Origin of the sequence: Pseudomonas sp. FW300-N2A2 (genome assembly GCF_017351735.1) — a bacterium.
Lineage (GTDB): Bacteria > Pseudomonadota > Gammaproteobacteria > Pseudomonadales > Pseudomonadaceae > Aquipseudomonas > Aquipseudomonas migulae.
Map to the genome: position 1 here is coordinate 293,916 of NZ_JACNDU010000002.1, position 24,323 is coordinate 318,238.

The 24,323-nt window shown below is 60.1% G+C and carries 20 protein-coding genes and 2 tRNA genes; 18 read left to right on the plus strand and 4 right to left on the minus strand.

The annotated features are described in order from the left end of the window. Positions 1-14 precede the first annotated feature (14 nt). From J4E42_RS04855 to J4E42_RS04910, 12 genes are all read left to right on the plus strand, one after another. Entirely contained in the window at positions 15-1,514 is a 1,500-nt protein-coding gene (locus tag J4E42_RS04855; protein ID WP_207284726.1) for an NAD(P)H-hydrate dehydratase, read from the plus strand. Continuing rightward, positions 1,502-1,972: a tRNA (adenosine(37)-N6)-threonylcarbamoyltransferase complex ATPase subunit type 1 TsaE gene (tsaE, locus tag J4E42_RS04860; RefSeq protein WP_008035315.1), complete on the plus strand. Its 471-nt coding sequence runs from the start codon at positions 1,502-1,504 to the stop codon at positions 1,970-1,972. The genes J4E42_RS04855 and tsaE overlap by 13 nt, the downstream gene beginning before the upstream one ends. A 48-nt stretch (positions 1,973-2,020) precedes the next feature. Beyond that, positions 2,021-3,400: an N-acetylmuramoyl-L-alanine amidase gene (locus J4E42_RS04865; protein ID WP_404943243.1), complete on the plus strand. Its 1,380-nt coding sequence runs from the start codon at positions 2,021-2,023 to the stop codon at positions 3,398-3,400. Then, a complete protein-coding gene (gene mutL, locus J4E42_RS04870) occupies positions 3,397-5,307 on the plus strand; it encodes a DNA mismatch repair endonuclease MutL (RefSeq protein WP_219739747.1) in 1,911 nt (636 codons plus the stop codon). Before J4E42_RS04865 ends, mutL begins: the two co-directional genes overlap by 4 nt. Next, the gene (gene miaA / locus J4E42_RS04875; protein WP_207284797.1) at positions 5,307-6,278 is read left to right on the plus strand and encodes a tRNA (adenosine(37)-N6)-dimethylallyltransferase MiaA; all 972 of its coding nucleotides are present in this window, start codon (positions 5,307-5,309) and stop codon (positions 6,276-6,278) included. The genes mutL and miaA overlap by 1 nt, the downstream gene beginning before the upstream one ends. A gap of 94 nt (positions 6,279-6,372) precedes the next feature. Further along, entirely contained in the window at positions 6,373-6,633 is a 261-nt protein-coding gene (hfq, locus tag J4E42_RS04880) for an RNA chaperone Hfq (RefSeq protein ID WP_007902656.1), read from the plus strand. A 12-nt stretch (positions 6,634-6,645) separates the two neighbouring features. Next, positions 6,646-7,947 (plus strand): ribosome rescue GTPase HflX, encoded by a 1,302-nt coding sequence (gene hflX / locus J4E42_RS04885; protein ID WP_008035321.1) that lies wholly within the window; start codon positions 6,646-6,648, stop codon positions 7,945-7,947. A gap of 96 nt (positions 7,948-8,043) precedes the next feature. Beyond that, on the plus strand, positions 8,044-9,216 hold the full coding sequence (hflK, locus tag J4E42_RS04890; RefSeq protein ID WP_008035322.1) for an FtsH protease activity modulator HflK: 1,173 nt from the start codon (positions 8,044-8,046) through the stop codon (positions 9,214-9,216). Next, a complete protein-coding gene (gene hflC, locus J4E42_RS04895) occupies positions 9,216-10,085 on the plus strand; it encodes a protease modulator HflC (RefSeq protein WP_008035323.1) in 870 nt (289 codons plus the stop codon). The genes hflK and hflC overlap by 1 nt, the downstream gene beginning before the upstream one ends. Before the next feature lie 316 nt (positions 10,086-10,401). Beyond that, positions 10,402-11,589: an ATP phosphoribosyltransferase regulatory subunit gene (locus tag J4E42_RS04900; RefSeq protein WP_008035324.1), complete on the plus strand. Its 1,188-nt coding sequence runs from the start codon at positions 10,402-10,404 to the stop codon at positions 11,587-11,589. Positions 11,590-11,644: 55 nt separating this feature from the next. Then, the gene (locus J4E42_RS04905; protein ID WP_008035326.1) at positions 11,645-12,934 is read left to right on the plus strand and encodes an adenylosuccinate synthase; all 1,290 of its coding nucleotides are present in this window, start codon (positions 11,645-11,647) and stop codon (positions 12,932-12,934) included. A gap of 150 nt (positions 12,935-13,084) precedes the next feature. Beyond that, a complete protein-coding gene (locus tag J4E42_RS04910; RefSeq protein ID WP_192226926.1) occupies positions 13,085-15,019 on the plus strand; it encodes a methyl-accepting chemotaxis protein in 1,935 nt (644 codons plus the stop codon). 97 nt (positions 15,020-15,116) lie between these two features. Here the strand turns inward: J4E42_RS04910 and J4E42_RS04915 are convergent, their stop codons facing one another. The 4 genes from J4E42_RS04915 to J4E42_RS04930 form a co-directional block, all read right to left on the minus strand. Further along, on the minus strand, positions 15,117-16,682 hold the full coding sequence (locus J4E42_RS04915; RefSeq protein ID WP_192226927.1) for an iron ABC transporter permease: 1,566 nt from the start codon (positions 16,680-16,682) through the stop codon (positions 15,117-15,119). Then, the gene (locus tag J4E42_RS04920; RefSeq protein ID WP_207284727.1) at positions 16,682-17,692 is read right to left on the minus strand and encodes an extracellular solute-binding protein; all 1,011 of its coding nucleotides are present in this window, start codon (positions 17,690-17,692) and stop codon (positions 16,682-16,684) included. Before J4E42_RS04920 ends, J4E42_RS04915 begins: the two co-directional genes overlap by 1 nt. Before the next feature lie 284 nt (positions 17,693-17,976). Further along, positions 17,977-18,063: transfer RNA gene (locus tag J4E42_RS04925), tRNA-Leu, on the minus strand. 166 nt (positions 18,064-18,229) lie between these two features. Next, positions 18,230-18,316, minus strand: a tRNA-Leu gene (locus J4E42_RS04930). 224 nt (positions 18,317-18,540) lie between these two features. Between J4E42_RS04930 and rnr the strand changes: the two genes are divergently transcribed. The 6 genes from rnr (at position 18,541) to rplI (ending at position 24,315) form a co-directional block, all read left to right on the plus strand. Continuing rightward, positions 18,541-21,159 (plus strand): ribonuclease R, encoded by a 2,619-nt coding sequence (gene rnr / locus J4E42_RS04935; protein WP_207284728.1) that lies wholly within the window; start codon positions 18,541-18,543, stop codon positions 21,157-21,159. After that, entirely contained in the window at positions 21,156-21,923 is a 768-nt protein-coding gene (gene rlmB, locus J4E42_RS04940; RefSeq protein WP_207284729.1) for a 23S rRNA (guanosine(2251)-2'-O)-methyltransferase RlmB, read from the plus strand. Before rnr ends, rlmB begins: the two co-directional genes overlap by 4 nt. A 314-nt stretch (positions 21,924-22,237) precedes the next feature. Further along, a complete protein-coding gene (rpsF, locus tag J4E42_RS04945) occupies positions 22,238-22,660 on the plus strand; it encodes a 30S ribosomal protein S6 (RefSeq protein ID WP_008035342.1) in 423 nt (140 codons plus the stop codon). A 28-nt stretch (positions 22,661-22,688) separates the two neighbouring features. Further along, entirely contained in the window at positions 22,689-22,919 is a 231-nt protein-coding gene (rpsR, locus tag J4E42_RS04950) for a 30S ribosomal protein S18 (protein ID WP_002551829.1), read from the plus strand. 36 nt (positions 22,920-22,955) lie between these two features. Continuing rightward, complete coding sequence (locus tag J4E42_RS04955; RefSeq protein WP_008035345.1) at positions 22,956-23,849, plus strand: hypothetical protein; 894 nt, start codon at positions 22,956-22,958, stop codon at positions 23,847-23,849. Positions 23,850-23,868: 19 nt separating this feature from the next. Further along, positions 23,869-24,315 carry a 50S ribosomal protein L9 gene (rplI, locus tag J4E42_RS04960; RefSeq protein WP_008035347.1) on the plus strand — a complete coding sequence of 149 codons (447 nt, stop codon included), beginning with the start codon at positions 23,869-23,871 and terminating at the stop codon, positions 24,313-24,315. Positions 24,316-24,323: the final 8 nt, after the last annotated feature.

The window sequence follows — 24,323 nt, forward strand, 5'->3', positions numbered from 1 at the left end:
GAGCCCGAAGACGCATGCCGCACACTAAAGATGATTTACCCGACGTGCTGTACAGCGCCGCGCAAGTGCGAGCGCTCGATGCGAGCCTGATTGCGGCCGGTACGCCGGGCTTCGAATTGATGCAGCGGGCGGCGCGGGCGACCTGGCGTGCGTTGGTCCGGCACTGGCCGACGGCCAACGAACTGACGGTGGCCGCCGGCCACGGCAACAACGCCGGTGACGGTTATCTGGTCGCGGTGTTGGCCAAGCGTGCCGGCTGGCATGTGCGCGTGCTGGCGGTCGGTGATCCCCAGCGTTTGCAGGGTGATGCAGCCTTGGCCCACGCCGAGGCCCTGTCCGAAGGCGTCGCCGTTCAAGCCTGGAGTGCGCAGTCGGAGTTGCGTGGCGTTGTATTGGACGCCTTGCTCGGCACCGGCCTGACAGGCAAGGTGCGCGAGCCTTACGCCAGTGTCATCGCGGCGATCAATGCCAGCGGCATGGCGGTTGCGGCGGTGGATATTCCTTCAGGCCTTTGTGCGGATACAGGGCACGTGCTCGGTGCGGCTGTCCGGGCGGACCTGACCGTGACCTTCATTGGTTTGAAACTGGGCCTGTTCACGGGGGAGGCGGCGGACGTGGTGGGCGAGTGGGTCTTTAATGATCTGCAAGCTTCGCCTGAGTCTTTGAGCGGGATCGCCATCAGTGCTTGTCGTTTGACGGCCGGTAACTTGTCGCGTCTGGCGGGGCGTGCGCCGACTGCGCATAAAGGCAAATTCGGCCATGTCTTGCTGATCGGCGGTGATCGCGGTTTCGGCGGTGCCATTTTGCTGAGTGCACAAAGTGCGCTGCGCAGTGGCGCCGGCATGGTGTCGGTGGCCACTCGCAGCGAGCACGTGCCAGCCGCACTGGCCAGAATTCCCGAGGCGATGGTGCTGGGCACTTCGTCGGCGAATCAGCTGATGGGTTTGCTGCAAAAGGTTTCCGTGCTGGTGGTCGGTCCGGGCTTGGGGCAGGCTTCGTGGGGGCGCAGTCTGCTGTCGGCGGCGGCCAATGCGCCGCTTCCACAAGTCTGGGACGCCGATGCGTTGAATATGCTGGCTGACGAACTCGTGAGCCTGCCCAAGGACTGCGTGATCACGCCGCATCCGGGGGAGGCGGCACGGTTGCTCGGGATCAGTACCGCTGAGGTTCAGGCCGACCGTCCGTCCGCTGCTCACGCATTGAGCAAAAAATATACAGCTGTAGTGATTCTGAAAGGCGCCGGCAGCCTTATTGCCAGTCCCGACGGGCGCCTGGCGGTGTGTCATCAAGGCCATCCGGCCATGGCCGCTGCCGGTCTGGGCGATGTGCTGGCCGGTCTGGTCGGCGCGTTGCTGGCCCAGGGCATGGACGCGTTCGATGCGGCCTGCCTTGGCGTCTGGCTGCACGCCAATGCCGGCGCGCAACAAGGTAAATCGGGCCGTGGGCTGGCGGCCAGTGATCTGATTCCAGCCATTCGTCAGTTGTTGGAGGAGCAAGCACCGTGTCTGAAGTAACCCTGTACCTGGCTGATGAAGAAGCGATGACCGCGTTTGGCGCCCGCATCGCGAAAACCACCGAAGGGCACGGTCTGATTTTTCTGGAAGGGGATCTGGGGGCGGGGAAAACCACGTTGTCCCGCGGCATCATCCGGGGGCTGGGGCATGAGGGCGCGGTAAAAAGTCCGACGTTCACCCTGGTCGAGCCCTACGAGATTGGCGACATCCGCGCCTTCCACTTCGATCTCTATCGTTTGGTCGACCCTGAAGAACTGGAGTACCTCGGCATCCGCGACTATTTCGAAGACGATGCCTTGTGCCTGATTGAGTGGCCCGATAAAGGTGCAGGCTTTTTGCCAAAGCCCGACCTGACCATTACCATTAGCCCGCAAGACAGCGGGCGTTCGCTGAAAATTTTGTCCCAGGGCTCGCGTGGCGAGTCGTGGTGTGCCGCTTTGGCATTGGAAATCAATTAAATGATGGGGTCAGGTATGCGCTTTCGCGCGATGGTAGCTGCCGTAGGGATGTTGTTTTTGGCGGTGACCGTCGATGCTGTGGCCGAAACGAAGGTCAACAGCGTCCGTCTGTGGCGGGCGCCGGACAACACACGGTTGGTGTTCGACCTGACCGGGCCGGTGCAACACAGCGTTTTTACCCTGACAGCCCCGGACCGACTGGTGATCGACATCAATGGCGCCACCCTCGGTGCGCCGCTGAACGTGTCCACTGCCAACACCCCGATCACCGCCATGCGCTCGGCCCAACGCACGCCGACCGACCTGCGGGTGGTCATCGACCTGAAAAAAGCCGTCACGCCGAAAAGCTTCACCCTGGCGCCGAACGCCCAGTACGGCAACCGCCTGGTGGTCGATCTGTTCGATAACGCCGCCGACGCCGCGCCGATTCCTGCGCCGACCAACGTTGCGACCGTCGCACCGGTGCCGGTCACCCCGGTCGATCCCCCGGTCAAGCTGCCGCCCGCGCCGGCCGGCAAGCGCGACATCATTGTCGTGATCGACGCAGGTCACGGCGGCGAAGACCCGGGCGCCTCGGGCTCTCGCGGTCAGCGTGAAAAAGACGTGGTGCTGGCGATCGCTCGCGAATTGCAGCGTCAGGTCAACGGCATGAAAGGCTTCCGCGCCGAACTGACCCGTACCGGCGACTACTTCATTCCGTTGCGTGGTCGTACCGAAATCGCCCGTAAGAAGGGCGCCGACCTGTTCGTTTCGATCCACGCCGATGCCGCGCCTTCGGCTGCTGCGTTCGGTGCCTCGGTGTTCGCCCTGTCTGATCGCGGCGCCACGTCGGAAACTGCCCGTTGGCTGGCCGACAGTGAAAACCGCTCCGACTTGATCGGTGGTGCCGGCAACGTCAGCCTCGACGACAAGGACCGCATGCTCGCAGGCGTGCTGCTCGACTTGTCGATGACCGCCTCGCTGACGTCCAGCCTGAACGTCGGCCAGAAGGTTCTGAGCAACATCGGCCGCGTCACGCCGCTGCACAAACAGCGCGTGGAACAAGCCGGGTTCATGGTGTTGAAGTCGCCGGACATCCCGTCGATCCTGGTGGAAACCGGGTTCATCTCCAACGCCAACGAAGCCTCGAAACTCGCGGCGTCCAGCCACCAGCAAGCGCTGGCTCGCTCGATCAGCAGCGGCGTGCGCCAGTTCTTCCAGCAGAATCCGCCACCGGGTACTTACATCGCCTGGCTGCGCGATTCCGGGAAAATCGCCCAGGGGCCGCGTGATCACCGGGTGAACCCGGGTGAAACCCTGGCGATGATCGCCGTGCGTTATCAGGTGTCCCCGGCCACCTTGCGCAGCGCCAACAACCTGAAAACCGACGAGCTGAAAATCGGTCAGACCCTGACCATTCCCGGCACCGAACTGGCATCCAAAGAATGAATCAGGCCGTGATCAACAGCGCTCGCATCGAGCTGCTCAGCCCGCGACTGGCGAACCAGATTGCCGCCGGCGAGGTGGTCGAGCGCCCGGCTTCGGTGATCAAGGAGTTGCTGGAAAACAGCCTCGATTCCGGCGCCAAGCGCATTGACGTCGATGTCGAGCAGGGCGGCGTCAAGCTGCTGCGGGTGCGCGACGATGGCAGCGGCATTTCTGCCGATGACTTGCCGCTGGCCCTGGCCCGTCACGCCACCAGCAAGATCCGTAACCTGGAAGACCTTGAGCAGGTGATGAGCCTCGGGTTCCGTGGTGAGGCACTCGCCTCGATCAGCTCCGTGGCACGCTTGACCCTGACGTCCCGCACCCGTGATGCCGATCAGGCCTGGCAGGTCGAAACCGAAGGTCGGGACATGGCGCCCCGCGTGCAGCCAGCCGCTCATCCGGTGGGCACCTCCGTGGAAGTGCGGGATCTGTTCTTCAACACCCCGGCGCGGCGCAAGTTTCTCAAAACCGAAAAAACCGAATTCGATCACCTGCAAGAAGTGATCAAGCGTCTGGCCCTGGCGCGCTTCGACGTGGCGTTCCACCTGCGCCACAACGGCAAGACCATCCTCAGCCTGCATGAAGCCCATGACGACGCGGCCCGCGCCCGGCGTGTGGCGGCGATCTGCGGCTCGGGGTTCCTGGAGCAGGCGCTGCCGATCGAAATCGAGCGCAACGGCCTGCATTTGTGGGGCTGGGTGGGCTTGCCGACCTTCAACCGCAGCCAGGCGGACTTGCAGTACTTCTTCGTCAACGGCCGCGCCGTTCGCGACAAACTGGTGGCCCACGCGGTGCGCCAGGCCTATCGCGACGTGCTGTTCAATGGTCGGCACCCGACTTTCGTGCTGTTTTTCGAAGTCGATCCGGCCGGTGTCGACGTCAACGTGCACCCGACCAAACACGAAGTGCGCTTCCGTGACGGGCGCATGGTCCACGATTTCCTCTATGGCACCTTGCACCGTGCCTTGGGCGATGTGCGACCGGATGATCATCTGGCGGCACCGGTGGCGACCGCCATCGTTCGTCCGAGCGGCCTCGAGGCCGGTGAATTCGGTCCGCAAGGCGAAATGCGCCTGGCGGCCAATGCGCTGCTGGAGCAGCCTCAAGCGCAACCGTCGTTCAACACGCCGGCGGGCTCGGGCGCTGGTGCCGGTTATCAGTATCAATACACGCCGCGTCCTCAGTCCGGCGTGCCTGCGGCTGAAGCCCAGGCGACTTACCGTGAGTTTTTTGCGCCGCTGCCGGAAGCCAACGCGGTCGCGCTGCCGGCCGGTCAGGACGATATTCCACCGTTGGGTTACGCATTGGCGCAACTCAAGGGTATCTACATCCTTTCGGAAAACGCCCAAGGCCTGGTATTGGTGGACATGCACGCCGCCCACGAGCGGATCATGTACGAACGCCTGAAAGTCGCCATGGCCAGCGAAGGCCTGAGCGGTCAGCCGCTGTTGGTTCCGGAATCGTTGGCGGTGAGCGAGCGCGAAGGCGATTGCGCCGAAGAAAACGTCGCGTGGTTCCAGCGTCTGGGCTTTGAGTTGCAGCGTCTCGGCCCGGAAACACTGGCCATTCGACAGATTCCGGCCTTGCTCAAGCAGGCGGAAGCCAATCGATTGGTTAGCGACGTGCTGGCGGATCTGATGGAATATGGCACCAGCGACCGGATTCAGGCGCACTTGAACGAATTGCTTGGCACCATGGCTTGCCACGGCGCGATTCGGGCGAATCGGCGTCTGGCCCTGCCGGAAATGAACGGTCTGCTGCGTGACATGGAAAACACCGAGCGCAGCGGTCAATGCAACCATGGCCGACCGACCTGGACCCAATTGGGCCTGGACGATCTGGACAAACTGTTCCTGCGCGGTCGTTGATGAGCCAGCTCCCTCCTGCGATTTTCCTGATGGGCCCGACCGCAGCGGGCAAGACCGACCTGGCCATCGAGCTGACCAAAGTCCTGCCTTGCGAGCTGATCAGCGTCGATTCGGCGCTGGTCTATCGCGGCATGGACATCGGCACCGCCAAGCCCTCGAAAGAGATTCTGGCCGAATTTCCCCATCGTCTGATCGATATTCTTGACCCGGCAGAGAGCTATTCCGCCGCAGATTTCCGCCGTGACGCCCTCGAAGCGATGGCCGACATCACCGCGCGGGGCAAAATTCCGCTGCTGGTGGGCGGCACAATGCTCTATTACAAGGCTTTGGTCGAAGGCCTGGCGGACATGCCAGCGGCCGATCCTGAAGTGCGCGCGCAGATCGAAGATGAAGCTGCACGCCTTGGCTGGCAAGCCCTGCACGACCAATTGGCGATCATCGACCCGGAATCGGCAGCGCGTATTCACCCGAACGATCCGCAGCGACTCAGTCGAGCGCTGGAAGTTTATCGTGTCAGCGGTCAGAGCATGACCGAGCTTAGACTGAGACAATCTGCGCAAAGTACTGAAGCAGCCGCTTCGGGACTGCAACAATTGCCCTATACTGTCGCGAACTTGGCCATTGCTCCGGCAAATCGTCAGGTACTGCACGAGCGAATTAAACAAAGATTCACTTTAATGTTGGAACAGGGATTCATCGACGAGGTCGTAGCCCTGCGTAAGCGAAGTGACCTGCATTCCGGGTTGCCGTCTATACGTGCAGTAGGCTACCGACAAGTCTGGGACTACCTGGATGGCAAGCTGACGCAAGCCGAGATGCAGGAGCGTGGAATCATTGCCACGCGCCAATTGGCAAAACGTCAGTTCACCTGGCTGCGCAGTTGGGCTGATTTACACTGGTTGGACAGCCTGGATTGCGACAATCTGCCGCGCGCCTTGAAATACCTGGGGACCATCTCCATATTGAGCTGAGTCCTTGCAATTGCCGTCTATCCTTGGGGGTGTGACGGCCACAAGCCATCTGTTTACCTATTTTTTATATTGAATCCTTAAAGGAGTGCGGCACATGTCAAAAGGGCATTCGCTACAAGACCCTTACTTGAATACTTTACGTAAAGAGAAAGTTGGGGTGTCCATCTACCTGGTCAACGGGATCAAACTGCAAGGCACGATCGAGTCTTTCGACCAGTTCGTTATCCTGCTGAAGAACACCGTCAGCCAGATGGTTTACAAACACGCTATCTCTACAGTGGTGCCGGTTCGTCCAATTCGTCTGCCTAGCGCAACCGAATCCGAAGCAGGCGACGCTGAGCCAGGTAACGCCTGATAGGAGTCTCCTTTGTTCTTTGAGCGCCACGGTGGTGGTGAGCGAGTGATCCTCGTTCACTTGGATGGACAGGACCCTGAGGCGCGCGAAGATCCGCAGGAGTTTCAGGAATTGGCTAATTCGGCCGGCGCCGAGACCGTTGCGTTTTTTAACGTGCCGCGTCATCGGCCAACCGCCAAATTCCTGATCGGTAGCGGCAAGGTCGAGGAACTGCGCGACCTGGTCCATGCCGAAGAAGCCGATCTGGTGATCTTCAATCACACGCTTACGCCCAGTCAGGAACGTAACCTCGAACGTGTTTTCGAGTGTCGCGTGATCGACCGCACCGGTCTGATTCTCGATATTTTCGCCCAGCGCGCCCGTACCCATGAAGGCAAGCTCCAGGTAGAACTGGCCCAGCTTGACCACATGAGCACCCGGCTGGTTCGTGGCTGGACTCACCTTGAGCGTCAAGGTGGCGGTATCGGCATGCGTGGCCCGGGTGAAACCCAGCTGGAGACCGACCGTCGCTTGCTGCGGGTTCGCCTGCGACAGATCAAGGGCCGACTGGAAAAAGTGCGCAGCCAGCGCGAACAGTCGCGACGTGGCCGTACGCGTGCGGATATCCCTACCGTGTCTTTGGTGGGGTATACCAACGCCGGCAAATCCACGCTCTTCAATAACGTGACGAAATCCGACGTGTACGCGGCTGACCAGTTGTTTGCCACGCTGGACCCGACCTTGCGCCGTCTGGAACTGGCCGACCTGGGGCCGATTGTCCTGGCCGACACCGTGGGTTTCATTCGTCACTTGCCCCACAAGCTGGTCGAGGCATTTCGGTCTACGCTCGAAGAGTCGAGCAACTCCGACCTGCTGTTGCACGTGATCGATGCGGCCGAACCGGATCGCATGTTGCAGATCGAGCAGGTGATGGTGGTGCTGGGCGAGATTGGTGCCCAGGACTTGCCGATCCTCGAGGTCTATAACAAACTCGATTTGCTTGAAGGCGTTGAGCCACAGATCCAGCGCGACGAAAGCGGCAAGCCTCAACGGGTCTGGTTGTCGGCGCGTGATGGCAGTGGTCTGGAATTGCTCGAACAAGCCATTGCCGAGTTGCTGGGCAGTGAGATGTTTATCGGTACCTTGCGCTTGCCGCAACGATTCGCTCGACTGCGTGCGCAGTTCTTCGAACTCGGAGCGGTGCAGAAAGAAGAACACGACGAAGAAGGTGTCAGCTTGCTGGCCGTTCGATTGCCACGCTCGGAGCTCAATCGGCTGGTCAGCCGTGAAGGCGTTGTGCCGACAGAGTTCATCGAACAACACACTTTGCAATAAAAGCCTGAGAAAGCGGTTGTGCCGCGGTGACAGGCATTCTGTAGCATTGGTCGGCGCGCCGTGGGTGCGTCTTTGCTTTATCAGATGGAGAGCGCTATGGCTTGGAATGAGCCGGGTGGCAACTCGAATAATCAGGATCCTTGGGGTGGCAAGCGTCGCAATAACGGCGACCGCAAGGGACCACCGGATCTCGACGAGGCCTTCCGAAAGCTGCAGGAAAGCCTGAATGGGTTGTTCGGTGGTGGTAAGAAACGCGGTGATGACGGCGGTGGTCCGGGCAAGAGTGGCGGCTTTGGCGGCCTGCTCGGCATCGGCCTGGTCGTGTTGGCGGCCGTTTGGCTGTACAGCGCGGTCTATGTAGTCGACGAGCAGGAGCAAGCCGTGGTGCTGCGCTTCGGCAAGTACTACGAAACCGTCGGCCCGGGTCTGAACATCTATTTCCCGCCGATCGATCGCAAGTACCTGGAAAACGTCACGCGTGAGCGTGCGTACACCAAGCAGGGTCAAATGCTGACTGAAGACGAAAACATCGTCGAAGTACCGCTGACCGTGCAGTACAAGATCAGCAACCTGCAGGACTTCGTGCTGAGCGTCGATCAGCCGGAAATCAGCCTGCAGCACGCGACCGAAAGTGCCTTGCGCCATGTGGTGGGTTCCACCGCGATGGACCAGGTGCTGACCGAAGGTCGTGAATTGATGGCCAGTGAGATCAAGGAGCGTCTGCAACGCTTCATGGACACCTATCGCACCGGCATCACCGTCACCCAGGTCAACGTACAGAGCGCAGCGGCACCGCGTGAAGTACAGGAAGCCTTCGATGACGTGATCCGCGCCCGTGAAGACGAGCAGCGTTCGCGCAACCAGGCTGAAACCTATGCCAACGGCGTCGTACCGGAAGCCCGTGGTCAGGCCCAGCGCATCATCGAAGATGCCAACGGCTACCGTGACGAAACTGTCTCGCGCGCCAAGGGTGAGGCCGATCGCTTCACCAAACTGGTCGCCGAGTACCGCAAGGCACCTGAAGTCACCCGCCAGCGTCTGTACCTGGACACCATGCAGGAAGTCTTCAGCAGCACCAGCAAGGTTCTCGTGACCGGCAACAAGAATGGCCAGAGCAATCTGCTGTACTTGCCGCTGGACAAGATGGTCGAAAGTGGTCGCAACACCAGCACTTCGGTGACCGGTGCGGCAGCCACCAGCAATGAAGCGAATGCACGTGCGGCAGCTGATCTGCAGCAACAGCCTGCACGTACCAGGGAGAGTCGCTGATGAGCAATAAATCGCTGATCGCCCTTATTGTCGGCGTCGTCGTGGCGATCGCAGCCTGGAACTGCTTCTACATCGTGGCTCAGACCGAGCGTGCGGTGTTGCTGCAGTTCGGTCGCGTGGTTCAGACCGATGTTCAGCCGGGCCTGCATGTGAAAGTGCCTTACGTTAACCAGGTGCGTAAGTTCGACTCGCGCCTGATGACGCTGGATGCGCCGACACAACGCTTCCTGACGCTGGAAAAGAAAGCAGTCATGGTCGATGCCTACGCCAAGTGGCGCGTGAAGGACGCTGAGCGTTACTACACCGCGACTTCCGGCCTCAAGCAGATTGCTGACGAGCGTCTTTCCCGTCGTCTGGAGTCGGGCCTGCGTGACCAGTTTGGTAAACGCACGCTGCACGAAGTGGTCTCGGGTGAGCGCGATGCGCTGATGACCGATATCACCGCTTCGCTGAACAAGATGGCGGAAAAAGAGCTGGGCATCGAAGTGGTCGATGTTCGGGTCAAGGCCATCGATCTGCCGAAAGAAGTAAACCGCAGTGTGTTCGAGCGTATGAGCTCCGAGCGTGAGCGTGAAGCTCGCGAGCACCGCGCCAAGGGTAACGAGCTGGCAGAAGGCATTCGTGCCGACGCCGATCGTCAACGCCGCGTGCTGCTGGCTGAAGCCTATCGTGAATCCGAAGAGGTTCGCGGTGATGGTGATGCCCAGGCCGCTGCGATCTACTCCAAGGCCTACGGCCAGGATCAGGAGTTCTACGGTTTCTACCGTAGCCTGCGTGCCTACCGTGAAAGCTTCGCGAACAAATCCGACGTCATGGTCCTGGACCCAAGCAGTGACTTCTTCCGTTACCTGGAAAAAGCCAAGCCTTGATACGACGTTGACCTGAATCATCCCCCGCCTGGCGGCTAAAGCCTCGGGCGGGGTGATCCTTTGGGAAAACGTGTGTATGATGCGGCAGCCGGGAAATTCCCGGCTTTTTTGCGTCTGCACGTTTGATTGCTGTTGTTTATGCAGGCGCCCGAGTTGAATGACTCGACAGGTTTTTCGAGGAAAGTGATTGGCGAAGCTTATTTTCAGGCTTTTCGCCGCGTTGTTTATGGGTGGCTTGTAAACAAAGCCGATCATTTTCTGCTTCACTCAAGGCTCGCCCATAGGCTTGCCGCCCGGACCATAGGGGAATGGCGTAATGGCAACGGTAGACCGCTGGCTGCTGCCAGATGGCATCGAAGAAGTACTGCCACCGGAAGCGGCGCGCATTGAAGTCGCGCGTCGTCAGGTGTTGGATCTGTTCCAGAGCTGGGGTTACGAGTTTGTCGTGACTCCCCATATCGAGTACCTGGAATCCTTGCTGACCGGCGCGGGCCAGGACCTCGATCTGCGTACCTTCAAGGTCATCGACCCGCAATCGGGCCGGCAGATGGGTTTCCGTGCCGACATCACGCCGCAAGTGGCGCGCATCGATGCGCATACCCTGCGTCGTGAAGGTCCGAGCCGTCTGTGCTATGCCGGCAGCGTGCTGCACGCTCAGCCACGCGCCTTGTCGTCCTCGCGCAGCCCGATTCAACTGGGCGCCGAGTTGTACGGCGATGCCAGCCCGAGCAGCGACGTGGAAGTCATCAGCCTGATGCTGGCCATGCTGCAACTGGCCGACGTGCCGGAAGTGCACATGGACCTCGGTCATGTCGGCATCTACCGTGGCCTGGCCCGCGCGGCCGGCTTGTCCGGTGAAGTTGAACAACAGTTGTTCGATGCGTTGCAACGCAAGGCCATCGACGAGGTCATTACCTTGACCGAAGGTTTGCCTGCCGATCTGTCGGGCATGCTGCGTGCGTTGGTCGACCTGTGTGGCGGCCGCGAAGTGTTGAGCGCTGCTCGCGAGCGTCTGGCGAATGCGCCGGCGCCGGTTTTGGCGGCACTGGACGATTTGCTGGCGATTGCCGAGCGTTTGTCCGTGCGTTTCCCGGAACTGCCGCTGTACTTCGACCTGGGCGAGTTGCGCGGCTATCACTACCACACCGGTGTGGTGTTCGCGGTGTTCGTGCCGGGCGTTGGTCAGTCCATCGCTCAGGGCGGTCGTTACGACGACATCGGCGCTGACTTCGGTCGCGCTCGTCCGGCAACTGGTTTCTCTACCGATTTGAAAACCCTGGTGACCCTGGGGCGTGCTGAAATCGAGCTACCGTCTGGCGGTATCTGGATGCCTGACAGTACGGATGCAGCACTCTGGCAGCAGGTTTGCCAGTTGCGCAGTGAGGGTCAGCGTGTCGTTCAGGCATTGCCTGGGCAACCTTTGGCCGCCGCCCGTGAAGCGGACTGCGACCGGCAATTGATTCAGCAGAACGGGCTTTGGCAAGTATCGCCACTGGCTTCTTGAGTTTTCCTGCCGGCCCTTGGCCGGCACCAAGTTTGCGCGAATGAGGACAAGTGTTATGGGTAAGAATGTCGTAGTCCTGGGCACCCAATGGGGTGATGAGGGCAAAGGCAAGATCGTTGATCTGCTGACCGAACATGCTGCCGCCGTAGTGCGCTACCAGGGTGGCCACAACGCTGGTCATACCTTGGTGATCGATGGCGAAAAAACCGTCTTGCACCTGATCCCGTCGGGCGTGCTGCGCGAAGGCGTGCAGTGCCTGATCGGTAACGGCGTGGTGGTTGCACCCGACGCTCTGCTGCGGGAAATCATCAAGCTGGAAGAGAAAGGCGTACCGGTGCGTGAGCGTCTGCGTATCAGCCCGTCCTGCCCGCTGATCCTGTCCTTCCACGTTGCGCTGGACCAGGCCCGTGAAAAGGCCCGTGGCGAGCTGAAGATCGGTACGACCGGTCGCGGCATCGGCCCGGCCTACGAAGACAAGGTTGCGCGTCGTGGCCTGCGTGTCGGCGACCTGCTGAACATGCCGCGCTTTGAAGACAAGCTGCGTGAGCTGGTGGATTACCACAACTTCATGCTGGTGGGTTACTACAAAGAGCCGGCCATCGAGTTCGAAAAGACCCTGGCCGAATGCAAAGAATACGCTGAGCTGCTCAAGCCGCTGATGCTGGACGTGACGGCCGAGCTGCACGACCTGCGTCGCGCCGGCAAAGACATCATGTTTGAAGGCGCCCAAGGTTCGTTGCTGGACATCGATCACGGTACCTACCCGTACGTGACCAGCTCTAACACCACCGCTGGCGGCGTTGCTACCGGTTCGGGTGTTGGCCCGATGTTCCTCGACTACATCCTGGGCATCACCAAGGCTTACACCACGCGTGTAGGTTCGGGTCCGTTCCCGACTGAACTGTTCGACGAAGTCGGCGCGCACCTGGCCAAACAAGGTCACGAGTTCGGTGCGACTACTGGCCGTGCTCGTCGTTGTGGCTGGTTTGACGCTGTTATCCTGCGTCGCGCTATCGATGTGAACAGCATCTCGGGCATCTGCCTGACCAAGCTGGACGTACTCGACGGTCTGGAAACCATCAACATCTGCGTCGGCTACAAAGATGCCGAAGGTAACGCTGTTGCCCCGACTGACGCTGATAGCTACGTGGGTCTGCAGCCTGTGTACGAAGAAGTGCCGGGCTGGACCGAGTCGACCGTGGGTGCCAAAGCCCTGGAAGAGCTGCCAGCTAACGCACGCGCCTACATCAAACGCGTCGAAGAGCTGATCGGTGCGCCGATCGACATTATTTCGACGGGCCCGGACCGCAACGAAACCATCGTTCTGCGTCACCCGTTCGCTTAATAAGTCGTTGATGTAAAAAACAAAGGGCCCTTAATCGGGCCCTTTGTCGTTTATGCCTGTTGGACGGCATGACCTTTGCTGTGATCTTCATTAAGAGCGCGTCTTCTGGCGTGCCATCAATTTAATGGCGTCAATGCAGAGGGATATCAAGTGTCGGCGGTTCTCTCATTGTTACAAAGCCGTCTATTGCGGCCTGTGTTCGTTACCCTTGGTATCGCCCTTTTGGTGCAGGTGCTGGTGGCTGTTGCTCTGACGCGGAGCACAGTGACTGCGCTGGAAGCTGATTTAGGTGTGCGCCTGGGTGCCGACAGTCAAAAACTTTCCGGCGAGCTGGAGCAGGCGGGACGCGAAGTCACGTCGAGCCTCGACAACCTCTCCACCAGCACGCGTCAGCGCCTCACGGCCGGTTTGTCCTCGCGGCTGAAGGACGAGCAGGTGCAGCTGCGTGCGACCCTGGAAAAGGACCTGAAGGACTCCGCCAATGATATGGCGCAGCTTCTTGCTTCCGTCGCGCCCCGCGCCATGTGGGACAGTGACGTTCCCACCCTGTCCGAATTCGCCCGCCGGGCCCAGCGCAATCCCAACGTGTTGTTCGTGATCTATGACGACGCAACGGGGCAGCACCTGACGCGCTACCTCAACCGCGAAAACCCGATCAACAAGGCTCTTCTGGAGAAAGGCCAGGGCGAGCGTGCGCTGGATAAAGTGCTGGATGCGGCGAAAAACGATCCATCGGTCTACTACGTCGAAGCCTCGATCAACCCTAATGGCGTGGAAATCGGCAAAGTCTTGATGGGCGTCTCCACAGCCTCGGTGGAAACCGATCTGGTGGCGCTGGACAAGCGTTTCTCGGCACTGATCTCCAGTAGTGATCAACTGGTCGGTGACAGTCTCAAAGGCGCGGCGGCTGATAGCGCCACGGCGATGCGGGCGCGTCTGACGTCTGCTCAGTCCACCGCCTCGGAAATGAAAGCCAACACCACCAGCACCGTGCAGGAAGCCGCGGCGACCTTGCGCTGGCGCATTGGTATGGGCCTGGCATTGGTCGGTTGCGGTGTGCTGCTGTTGCTGGCGGTCGTTTTGGGTCGGCGCGTAGTCAATCGCTTGAAGCTGCTGATTGCCGCGATGGACGACCTGGCGGCGGGCGAGGGCGACCTGACCAAGCGCGTGCAGATCAACAGCAAGGACGAAATCGGCGACATGGCCTCGGCGGTCAATCGCTTTGTGGATAAGTTGCAGCCGATCGTGCGCGAAGCGGGCGATGTGGCCCAGCGTACCGGCGTGGAAATCGGCGCCATGACCCTGCGTAACGCTGGTGCCGATGCGGCGGCGGGCATGCAGCGTGACGAAGTGGCCGAGAGCCTGCGCGCGCTGTCGCAAATGGCTGATGAAGCACAGTCCGAAAGCCACGCCATGCAGGCAGCCTTGAAGCAAGTGGTGGACATCCGTTCGGCCACCGATGAAAACACCCGGACCTCGGCGAAGGTCGGCAGCCTGATCGAAGCGTTGGCTGGACAAGTCGATACCGGCGCGAAAGTCATCGAACGACTGGCGCAGCAAAGTGAGCAGATTGAAGTGGTGCTGACCGTGATTCACGGGATCGCCGAGCAAACCAACCTGCTGGCACTGAACGCTGCCATCGAGGCGGCGCGTGCCGGTGAGACCGGTCGCGGCTTTGCCGTAGTGGCGGACGAAGTGCGGGCACTGGCGAGCAAGACCCAGAGTTCCACGGGCGACATTCAGGCGCACATCGTGGCGTTGCAGCAAGGTGCGCGTGAGGCGGTGGAAGTGATCGGCCAGGCCGGGCGTCAGGCCAGCGAGGGTTTGCTGGTGTTGCGTGACAGTGCGCAGTTGCAGCAATCGGTGCAGGTGTCGGTCGAGCAGGTGCATGCGGCGATTGGTCTGGCGACGCAAGCAGCGGCTCATCAGGCGCAAGGTGCGCAAGCGGTGCGGGGCCGGGTTGAAACCATTCATGCGCAGGCTGAGAAGGCGGCTCAGGCGGTGGTGGAAACCACGGCCAGCGGCAAGGTGCTGGATGGCCTGGCGGCGCAGTTGAAGGCGAGCCTGGGGCAGTTCAGGGCTTAAGATTTGTATTGGCGGGTCTGACGCCTTCGCGGGCAAGCCTCGCTCCTACAAGGGTTGTGTAACCCCCTGTAGGAGCGAGGCTTGCCCGCGAAGCTTTTCAGCGGCTCAAATACATCCGGGTTGTTAACAGATAAACCGGCAACCCCGACACCAGAATCAACAACGCCGCATAAGGCGCCGCCGCCGCAAATTCCACATTCGCGGTATGCGCCCAAACCTCTGTCGCCAGCGTATTGAGCCCGGTCGGACTCAGTAGCAGCGTCGCCGTCAGTTCCTTCATCGCATCCAGAAACACCAGCGCAAACGCCGCGCCCAGCGCCGGGAAGATGATCGGCAACGTCACCCGACAAAACGCGCTGAACGACGAGGCGCCCAGCGTGCGAGCCGCCTCTTCCAGCTGCGGAGCAGCCTTGTTCAGTGCCGTGCGAATCGGTGCCTGCGCCAACGGTAGAAACAGCAGCGCATAAGCGATCAGCAGCAACGCCGACGTTTGGTACAGCGCCGGCACATAGTGCAGGGCGAAATACACCAACGTCAGCGCAATCACCAGCCCTGGCAGCGCATGCAACAGGTACGGCAAGCGCTCGGCCCAGATCGCCAGTTGGCCTTTGTAGCGCACGACCAACAAGCCCACCGGCACCGCCAGCACCAGGCACAGCGCGGCGCCACCCAGCGAAAGCGCAAGGGACGACAGCAGCGCCTCGCTGATCGCCGCCACCGGAAACGCTGCCGACGAACCTACCGCCAGCCAGTACACCAGCATCCCCAGTGGAATGCCGCTGCCGATGATCGCCAGTGCCAGACAGTAAATCTGCCCAACAGCCCCCCAGGGGCCCAGCTGCACCTGTTCCGCCTGCCGCGCCGCGCCCTGGCCGGTGCGCACGTGCCGACCCTTGCCACGGGCTCGCAGCTCAAGCCACAACAGCATCAGGCACAGCGCGAGCAGCACGGCGGAAAGCATCGCCGCATTGGCATTGCTGAATTCCAGTTCGAATTGCTGATAGATCGCCGTAGTGAACGTCTGCAAGCCAATAATCGACAACGCGCCGAACTCAACGAGCATGTGCAGTGCAATCAGCAGTGAACCGGCGAGCAGCGACGGCCACAGCAGAGGCAGGGTGATCCTGAAAAACACGCCCCAGCGATTCTGCCCGAGCGTGCGCGCGGACTCTTCAAGCGAGGGATCGAGATTGCGCAGGGTCGCCGCCACCGGCAGAAAAATCAGCGGGTACTTGGACAGGGTCATTACCAGAATCGCCCCGCCCAAACCCTCGAAGTGCGCGCTCAGCGAGACCCAGGTAAAGCTGCTGACAAACGCCGGCACCGCAAACGGCAAGCACAGGATCACGCCCCACAATCGACGGCCTGGCAGATTGCTGCGTTCCAGCAGCCAGGCCAGCGACAAACCGATCACGCCACAGGCGACCGTTACGCCGACCATCAGCTCCAGGGTGTTGCGCAGCAAGCCAAACACGTAGGGCCGCCACAGCAAATGCAATGCCTGGGCCCAGCCGGCTTGCCAGGTCTTGAGCCCGACATACACCAGCGGCAACACGCTGAGCAGTACCAACAGCAAAACCGGCAGCAGCAGCCAGATCGACGGCCGCTTGCGCCGTGGCACGTAGCTTCCGCGCATGGCTGGTGCAGATAGCGGTGCGCTCATCAGTTCAAGCCAACGTCGCGTTCCAGGTCCAGGGCTTCTTCGGCGTTGCCGAGGTCGGCTGGCGTGACTTTCGGTGCTTCAAGCTCGCTGAACGGCTTGAGGCCTCGGTCCGACTCCATGCCTTTGTGCAGCGGGTATTCGGCGGTGGTCTGGGTGATCACGCGCTGACCTTCTTCGCTGGCCATGTAGGCGAGGAATTGCTGGGCTTCTTTTGGATGTTTGCTGGACTTCAGCACGGCAGCGCTGGAAACGGTGATCAGTCCGCCGACGTCGCCGCCGGTGAAGTAATGCAGTTTCGAGTCGAGCTGGCCTTTTTCGCGTTGCAGGGCGAACCAGTAGTAGTTGTTCACCAGCACGGTCGCGACTTCGCCGTTCTCCACGGCTTTCAAGGCGACCATGTTGTTGCTGTAGGTCTTGCCGAATGCGCGCAAGCCGGTCAGCCATTCTTCGGCTGCATCCATGCCGTGCACTTTGATGATCGCCACGGCCTGTTCCTGGAACGCGCCGCTGGTGGGCACGAAGCCAACCTTGCCTTGCCATTTCGGGTCGGAGAATTCCATCACCGATTTGGGCAGGTCTTTTTCATCGATCAGTTTGGGGTTGAACGCAACCATGCGGACTCGCGCGGTGATGCCGATCCAGGTGCCATTGCCGGCGACGTAGTCTTTTGGCAGCACGGCGAGGGTGGCGGCATCGGTTTGCGCCAGTAGGCCTTGCTCGCCGAGTTTGTTCAGCGGTGGCGATTCTTCGGTGTAGATCACGTCGGCTGGGGAGCGATCGCCTTCTTCGACGATCTGGCTGGCAAGCTGATTGCTGCTGCCTTTGCGCACATTGACGTGGATGCCGGTCTTGGCTTCGAAAGCTTTGGCGACGGCGTCGCCGACTTCCTTGTGTTGACCGTTGTAGAGTGTCAGGGAAACTGGATCAGCAGCCTGGGTGAGGGGGGGAGCGAGTGCCAGGCCGAGCAGGGTGATGGTCAGGCCGCGGCGCAGGGTATTTCGAAACGTCATTCGCAGGGTTCCTCACTGTCGCATTGCAAAAACTTGAAACAATGATAAACGATATTGTTTCTCAAGTGCGCCTTGCGGAGTGTGGCCTGACTCCTGTAGGAGCGAGCCTGCTCGCGATGGACGTAAACGATGATGCGTGTTGTCTGGCTAAACGGGGCGCCTGTGAGTTCATCGCGAGCAGGCTCGCTCCTACAGGGGTTGTGTGGTTTTTCGAATGCCAGAAACGCAAAAACCCGCTTTCGCGGGTTTTTGTGAAATTCCAGAGCAAGCTCTGAAATTTGAATTGGTGCCCAGAAGAAGACTCGAACTTCCACGACCGTAAGGTCACCAGCACCTGAAGCTGGCGTGTCTACCAATTTCACCATCTGGGCATAATCTTCAGCGTTGCCGCTGTTGATGTGGCGCACTATACGGAGAGCAGTTTGATCTGTAAACCCCTGATTTGGTTTTAATAAATCAGAACCGTAGAATGCAAAAAACCCGCTTTCGCGGGTTTTTGTGCGAGCCTTGAAATTGATCTAATCTCAAGCTCTGAATTGGTGCCCAGAAGAAGACTCGAACTTCCACGACCTTGCGGTCACCAGCACCTGAAGCTGGCGTGTCTACCAATTTCACCATCTGGGCAGTATCGGCAACGTCTCCGTCGTCGATGGCGCGCACTATACGGAGCGTCTTTTTAACTGTAAACCCCCAGCGTCAAAAAAACCTGGAAAATTTTACCAGCGGCATTTAAATCAGCTTTGCGCTGTCGATAAAGGGCTTTAGATGGGCTCTCGTAGCCTGAAATTTCCCGTTTCATTACGCCTATGCCAAACTAACCCGCATATAGACAAGGTGAAAACTCTCTAATGGCCGATTGGCAGTCCCTCGATCCCGAGGCCGCTCGTGAAGCGGAAAAATATGAAAACCCTATTCCTAGCCGCGAACTGATCCTTCAGCACCTTGCTGATCGGGGTTCGCCTGCTAACCGCGAGCAACTGGTCGAAGAGTTTGGTCTGATCACAGAAGACCAGATCGAAGCCCTGCGCCGCCGCCTGCGCGCCATGGAGCGCGACGCTCAACTCATCTATACCCGTCGTGGCACGTATGCGCCGGTGGACAAGCTCGACCTGATCCTGGGCCGCATCAGCGGTCACCGTGACGGCTTCGGCTTCCTGGTCCCGGACGACGGCAGTGACGACCTGTTCATGAGCCCGGCGCAAATGCGTCTGGTGTTCGATGGCGACCGTGCCCTGGCCCGTGTTTCCGGTCTGGACCGTCGCGGTCGTCGCGAAGGCATGATCGTCGAAGTGGTGTCCCGCGCTCACGAAACCATCGTCGGCCGTTACTTCGAAGAGGGCGGTATCGGCTTCGTGGTGGCGGACAATCCGAAGATCCAGCAAGAAGTGCTGGTGACTCCGGGCCGCAATGCCAACGCCAAAGTCGGTCAGTTCGTCGAAGTGAAGATCACTCACTGGCCGACGCCACGCTTCCAGCCGCAAGGCGACGTGGTCGAAGTCGTGGGCAACTACATGGCGCCGGGCATGGAAATCGATGTCGCCCTGCGCACCTACGATATTCCGCACGTCTGGCCTGAAGCGGTCTTGAAAGAAGCCGCCAAGCTCAAGCCGGAAGTTGAAGAAAAAGACAAAGAGAAGCGCATCGACCTGCGCCATCTGCCGTTCGTGACCATCGACGGTGAAGATGCGCGCGACTTCGATGACGCGGTCTACTGCGAAGCCAAACCTGGCAAGCTGCGCCTGTTCTCCGGTGGCTGGAAGTTGTACGTGGCGATTGCCGACGTTTCCAGCTACGTGAAAATCGGTTCCGCGCTGGACAACGAATCCCAGGTTCGCGGCAACTCCGTTTACTTCCCGGAGCGCGTAGTGCCGATGCTGCCTGAGCAGCTGTCCAACGGCCTGTGCTCGCTGAATCCACATGTCGATCGTCTGGCCATGGTCTGCGAGATGACTATCTCCAAATCCGGCGAGATGACCGACTACTGCTTCTACGAAGCAGTGATTCACTCCCATGCCCGTCTGACCTATAACAAGGTCAGCACCATGCTGGAGACGCCGAAAGTTACCGAAGCGCGCCAGCTTCGCGGCGAATACACCGACGTTCTGCCACACCTCAAGCAGCTGTATTCGCTGTACAAGGTGCTGCTGGCGGCCCGTCATGTGCGTGGCGCGATCGATTTCGAAACGCAGGAAACCCGGATCATCTTCGGTTCCGAGCGCAAGATTGCCGAAATCCGTCCGACCGTGCGTAACGATGCACACAAGCTGATCGAGGAATGCATGCTGGCGGCCAACGTGGCCACTGCCGAATTCCTGAAGAAGCACGAAATTCCTGCGCTGTATCGCGTCCACGATGGTCCGCCACCGGAGCGTCTGGAAAAACTGCGCGCCTTCCTTGGTGAGCTCGGCCTGTCCCTGCACAAAGGCAAGGACGGCCCGTCGCCGAAGGATTACCAGGCCTTGCTGGCAAGCATCAAGGACCGTCCGGATTTCCACCTGATCCAGACCGTCATGCTGCGTTCGCTGAGTCAGGCGGTGTACAGCGCTGATAACCAGGGCCACTTCGGCCTGAATTACGAAGCCTATACCCACTTCACATCGCCGATCCGCCGCTACCCGGACTTGCTCACGCATCGGGCGATCCGCAGCGTCATTCATTCGAAAATGGACACCCCGCACGTTCGCCGTGCCGGCGCGATGACCATTCCGAAGGCGCGCATCTATCCGTACGACGAAGCCGCGCTGGAGCAACTCGGCGAGCAGTGCTCGATGAGCGAGCGCCGTGCCGACGAAGCGACCCGCGACGTGGTGAACTGGCTCAAGTGCGAGTTCATGAAAGACCGCGTGGGCGAGTCGTTCCCGGGTGTGATCACCGCCGTGACCGGTTTTGGTCTGTTCGTCGAGCTGACCGATATCTATGTCGAAGGCCTGGTGCACGTCACCGCGCTGCCGGGCGATTACTACCACTTCGACCCTGTGCATCACCGCCTCGCCGGTGAGCGCACCGGTCGCAGCTTCCGCCTTGGCGACACCGTTGAAGTGCGCGTAATGCGCGTCGACCTCGACGAGCGCAAGATCGACTTCGAGATGGCTGAAAAAACCATCAGCGCACCGATCGGCCGCAAAAAACGCGGGACTGAAACCGCTGCACCTGCTGGCAAGACCGCAGCAGAGCCGGCACCGGCAAAAACCGGTCGTCGTCCTGCCAAGGAAAAAGCAGTCGAAGCCTATCGCCCAAGCGATGCGGCAGCGAAAAATGCTGAGCTGCGCAAAAGCCGTGAAATGAAGCAGGCGTTGCTGTCTGAAGCGAAAAGCGGTGGTAAAGCGGCGTCTGGGGGAAAGACCGGACGGTCGGCGCCTGACAAGGCTCCCGGCAGCAAGCCGAGCAAACACCGTAAAGGCCCGCCGAAAGCGGGCTCGGCCCCAGCCAAAAGCGGCGGGGCGCGTAAACCTAAGGCCAAGTCATGAGTCAGTTGGAAAAAATCTACGGCGTGCATGCAGTAGAAGCATTGCTGCGTCACCACCCGAAACGCGTCAAGCAGATCTGGCTGGCGGAAGGCCGCAGTGATCCGCGGGTTCAGACGCTGATCGCGCTCGCGGCCGAAAACCGCGTGGCCGTCGGCAATGCCGAACGTCGCGAGCTGGATGCCTGGGTTGAAGGCGTGCACCAGGGCGTGGTGGCGGACGTGAGTCCGAGCCAGGTCTGGGGCGAAGCAATGCTCGACGAGCTGCTCGATCGCACCGATGGTGCACCGCTGTTGCTGGTGCTCGACGGCGTGACCGATCCGCACAACCTTGGCGCTTGCCTGCGTTCGGCCGATGCGGCCGGTGCGCTGGCGGTGATCGTGCCGAAAGACAAGTCGGCCACGCTGACTCCAACGGTGCGAAAGGTTGCGTGTGGCGCGGCGGAAGTGATTCCGTTGGTCGCCGTAACCAACCTGGCGCGTACCCTGGAAAAACTCAAGCAGCGCGGCTTGTGGGTTGTCGGTACGGCGGGCGAAGCCGAGCAGAGCCTGTATCAGCAAGACATGACCGGGCCGACCATCCTGATCATGGGCGCGGAAGGCAGCGGCATGCGTCGCCTGACCCGCGATCTTTGCGACTACCTGGTGCACCTGCCGATGACTGGCAGTGTCAGCAGTCTCAATGTTTCCGTGGCGACCGGCGTCTGCCTGTTCGAGGCCCAGCGCCAGCGCAGCGTAAAAGCCGCCGGATCCGCCAAAAAGTCCTGATTCGCATGTAATCCCTGTGGGAGCGAGCCTGCTCGCGATGGCGTTGTAACATTCAGCATAAGTATTGAATGTTGCGCCCTCATCGCGAGCAGGCTCGCTCCCACAGTGGTTTGTGGTGAGGCCAAAGAGTGTGTGCGAACGAACTGTTCAAATAATCACCAATTGCCTTGCACCTCTTCTGTCCCTTCTCTACAATTGCGCCCCTTGCTATGACGGCAGGCACGCATGTGTCTATCGCAAGCAAGTCCATAAGTGTCATTCACTCCTTGTCTGACCGCTTTTGAGCGGCAGGCTACAACCCGTAAGGAGCATTCATGCGTCATTACGAAATCATCTTTTTGGTCCACCCGGATCAAAGCGAGCAAGTCGGCGGCATGGTTGAGCGTTACACCAAGCTGATCGAAGAAGACGGCGGCAAAATCCACCGTCTGGAAGATTGGGGCCGTCGTCAACTGGCCTACGCAATCAACAATGTTCACAAGGCTCACTACGTGATGCTGAACGTTGAGTGCACTGGCAAGGCCCTGGCCGAGCTGGAAGACAACTTCCGCTACAACGATGCAGTGATCCGTAACCTGGTCATCCGTCGCGAAGAAGCCGTTACCGGCCAATCCGAGATGCTCAAGGCTGAAGAAAACCGCAGTGAGCGCCGTGAGCGTCGCGACCGTCCTGAGCACTCCGACGCCGAAGGCGTTGATGGTGATGACAGCGACAACAGCGATAACGCTGACGAGTAATCCACGGACCTTTTGAGGAGCCTATTACATGGCACGTTTCTTCCGTCGTCGTAAATTCTGCCGCTTCACCGCTGAAGACGTGAAAGAGATCGATTACAAAGATCTCAACACTCTGAAAGCCTACGTATCCGAGACCGGCAAAATCGTTCCAAGCCGCATCACCGGTACCAAAGCTCGTTATCAGCGTCAGCTGGCCACCGCTATCAAGCGCGCCCGCTTCCTGGCCCTGCTGGCCTACACCGACAGCCACGGCCGCTGAGACCGGGCAGTCGACACGTAGCAAAGGATTGAATGCATGCGTGCCATAGCTGAGTTCATCATGCGCGGCCGTATGCAGGCCACTCTCGTAGTGGCTGGATGCGCAACATTGCCGTTGTTGTATTGGTTGGGTGCTGCCGCCGGATGCCTTGTGCTCCTGCGGCGCGGATTGAAGGACGCCCTTGGCGTACTTGCTCTGGGACTGCTGCCGGCGTTGATCTGGTGGCTTTACTCCGATGACCCACGGGCACTTCTGGTGCTGCTGGGGTCTTCGAGCCTTGCGTTGGTTTTGCGCGCAAGCGAGTCCTGGAACCGCGTGCTGCTGGTCAGCATAGCGATGGGAGTGGTGTTTGCAGTGGTGCTGGGGACAGTTTTTGCTCCCCAAATCGAGATGCTGGCGCAGGCCTTGATAAAGGTCATGCCGTCGCTACTCGGTGATGTCTACCAGAAGTTGTCGGTAGACGAGCAAGCGCATTTTGCGTCCCTGATTGCACCGGTCCTGACTGGCCTGATTGCGGCCTTGTTGCAAATCGTCAGTGTGCTGAGCCTGATTGTCGGGCGCTACTGGCAGGCGTTGTTGTACAACCCGGGTGGTTTTGGTCGCGAATTTCGCGCCATCCGATTCCCGCTGGGGCTGGCGATGTTACTGCTGGCGTTCATGCTTCTGGGGCCGAACATCGGCCCGCAGATGGCCATGTTGACGCCGTTGTGCAGTGTACCGCTGGTGTTCGCCGGGCTGGCCCTGATTCACGGGCTGGTGGCGCAAAAGCGACTGGCCAGGTTCTGGCTGGTGGGGTTGTACGTCACGCTGTTGCTGTTCATGCAGCTGATCTATCCGTTGCTGGTGGTCCTGGCCATCGTCGACAGCCTGATTGATTTTCGCGGTCGTTCGACGCCGAAAGACGTCGATAGCGCGAACGGTGAAGGTTAAAAGTTAAGAGGATTTTCACATGCAACTGATCCTTCTGGAAAAAGTCACCAACCTGGGCAACCTGGGTGACAAAGTAAACGTTAAGGCTGGTTACGGTCGTAACTACCTGCTGCCTTACGGCAAAGCTACCGCCGCGACCCCAGCCAACCTGGCTGCGTTCGAAGAGCGTCGTGCTGAGCTGGAAAAAGCCGCAGCAGACCGTAAAACTTCGGCTGAAAGCCGTGCCGCCCAACTGGCTGAGCTGGAAGTGACTATCACTGCCACCGCTGGTGACGAAGGCAAGCTGTTCGGTTCGATCGGTACTCACGACATCGCTGATGCACTGACCGCCTCTGGCGTTGAAGTTGCAAAAAGCGAAGTTCGTCTGCCGAACGGCACCATCCGCAACGTAGGCGAATTCGACGTAGCCGTGCACCTGCACGCCGAAGTTGAAGCCACCGTACGCGTTGTCGTGGTAGCAGCTTAAGCAGCACT

What these genes read in the sequence shown, in the direction of transcription:
- J4E42_RS04955 (WP_008035345.1), top strand. Translation starts at nt 22,956, where the DNA reads ATGCGTGCCATAGCTGAGTTCATCATGCGCGGCCGTATGCAGGCCACT.
- J4E42_RS04915 (WP_192226927.1), bottom strand. Translation starts at nt 16,682, where the DNA reads ATGAGCGCACCGCTATCTGCACCAGCCATGCGCGGAAGCTACGTGCCA.
- rpsR (WP_002551829.1), top strand. Translation starts at nt 22,689, where the DNA reads ATGGCACGTTTCTTCCGTCGTCGTAAATTCTGCCGCTTCACCGCTGAA.
- J4E42_RS04905 (WP_008035326.1), top strand. Translation starts at nt 11,645, where the DNA reads ATGGGTAAGAATGTCGTAGTCCTGGGCACCCAATGGGGTGATGAGGGC.
- J4E42_RS04865 (WP_404943243.1), top strand. Translation starts at nt 2,021, where the DNA reads ATGTTGTTTTTGGCGGTGACCGTCGATGCTGTGGCCGAAACGAAGGTC.
- mutL (WP_219739747.1), top strand. Translation starts at nt 3,397, where the DNA reads ATGAATCAGGCCGTGATCAACAGCGCTCGCATCGAGCTGCTCAGCCCG.
- rpsF (WP_008035342.1), top strand. Translation starts at nt 22,238, where the DNA reads ATGCGTCATTACGAAATCATCTTTTTGGTCCACCCGGATCAAAGCGAG.
- hflK (WP_008035322.1), top strand. Translation starts at nt 8,044, where the DNA reads ATGGCTTGGAATGAGCCGGGTGGCAACTCGAATAATCAGGATCCTTGG.
- hflC (WP_008035323.1), top strand. Translation starts at nt 9,216, where the DNA reads ATGAGCAATAAATCGCTGATCGCCCTTATTGTCGGCGTCGTCGTGGCG.
- J4E42_RS04920 (WP_207284727.1), bottom strand. Translation starts at nt 17,692, where the DNA reads ATGACGTTTCGAAATACCCTGCGCCGCGGCCTGACCATCACCCTGCTC.
- rplI (WP_008035347.1), top strand. Translation starts at nt 23,869, where the DNA reads ATGCAACTGATCCTTCTGGAAAAAGTCACCAACCTGGGCAACCTGGGT.
- J4E42_RS04900 (WP_008035324.1), top strand. Translation starts at nt 10,402, where the DNA reads ATGGCAACGGTAGACCGCTGGCTGCTGCCAGATGGCATCGAAGAAGTA.
- hfq (WP_007902656.1), top strand. Translation starts at nt 6,373, where the DNA reads ATGTCAAAAGGGCATTCGCTACAAGACCCTTACTTGAATACTTTACGT.
- miaA (WP_207284797.1), top strand. Translation starts at nt 5,307, where the DNA reads ATGAGCCAGCTCCCTCCTGCGATTTTCCTGATGGGCCCGACCGCAGCG.
- rlmB (WP_207284729.1), top strand. Translation starts at nt 21,156, where the DNA reads ATGAGTCAGTTGGAAAAAATCTACGGCGTGCATGCAGTAGAAGCATTG.
- J4E42_RS04855 (WP_207284726.1), top strand. Translation starts at nt 15, where the DNA reads ATGCCGCACACTAAAGATGATTTACCCGACGTGCTGTACAGCGCCGCG.
- rnr (WP_207284728.1), top strand. Translation starts at nt 18,541, where the DNA reads ATGGCCGATTGGCAGTCCCTCGATCCCGAGGCCGCTCGTGAAGCGGAA.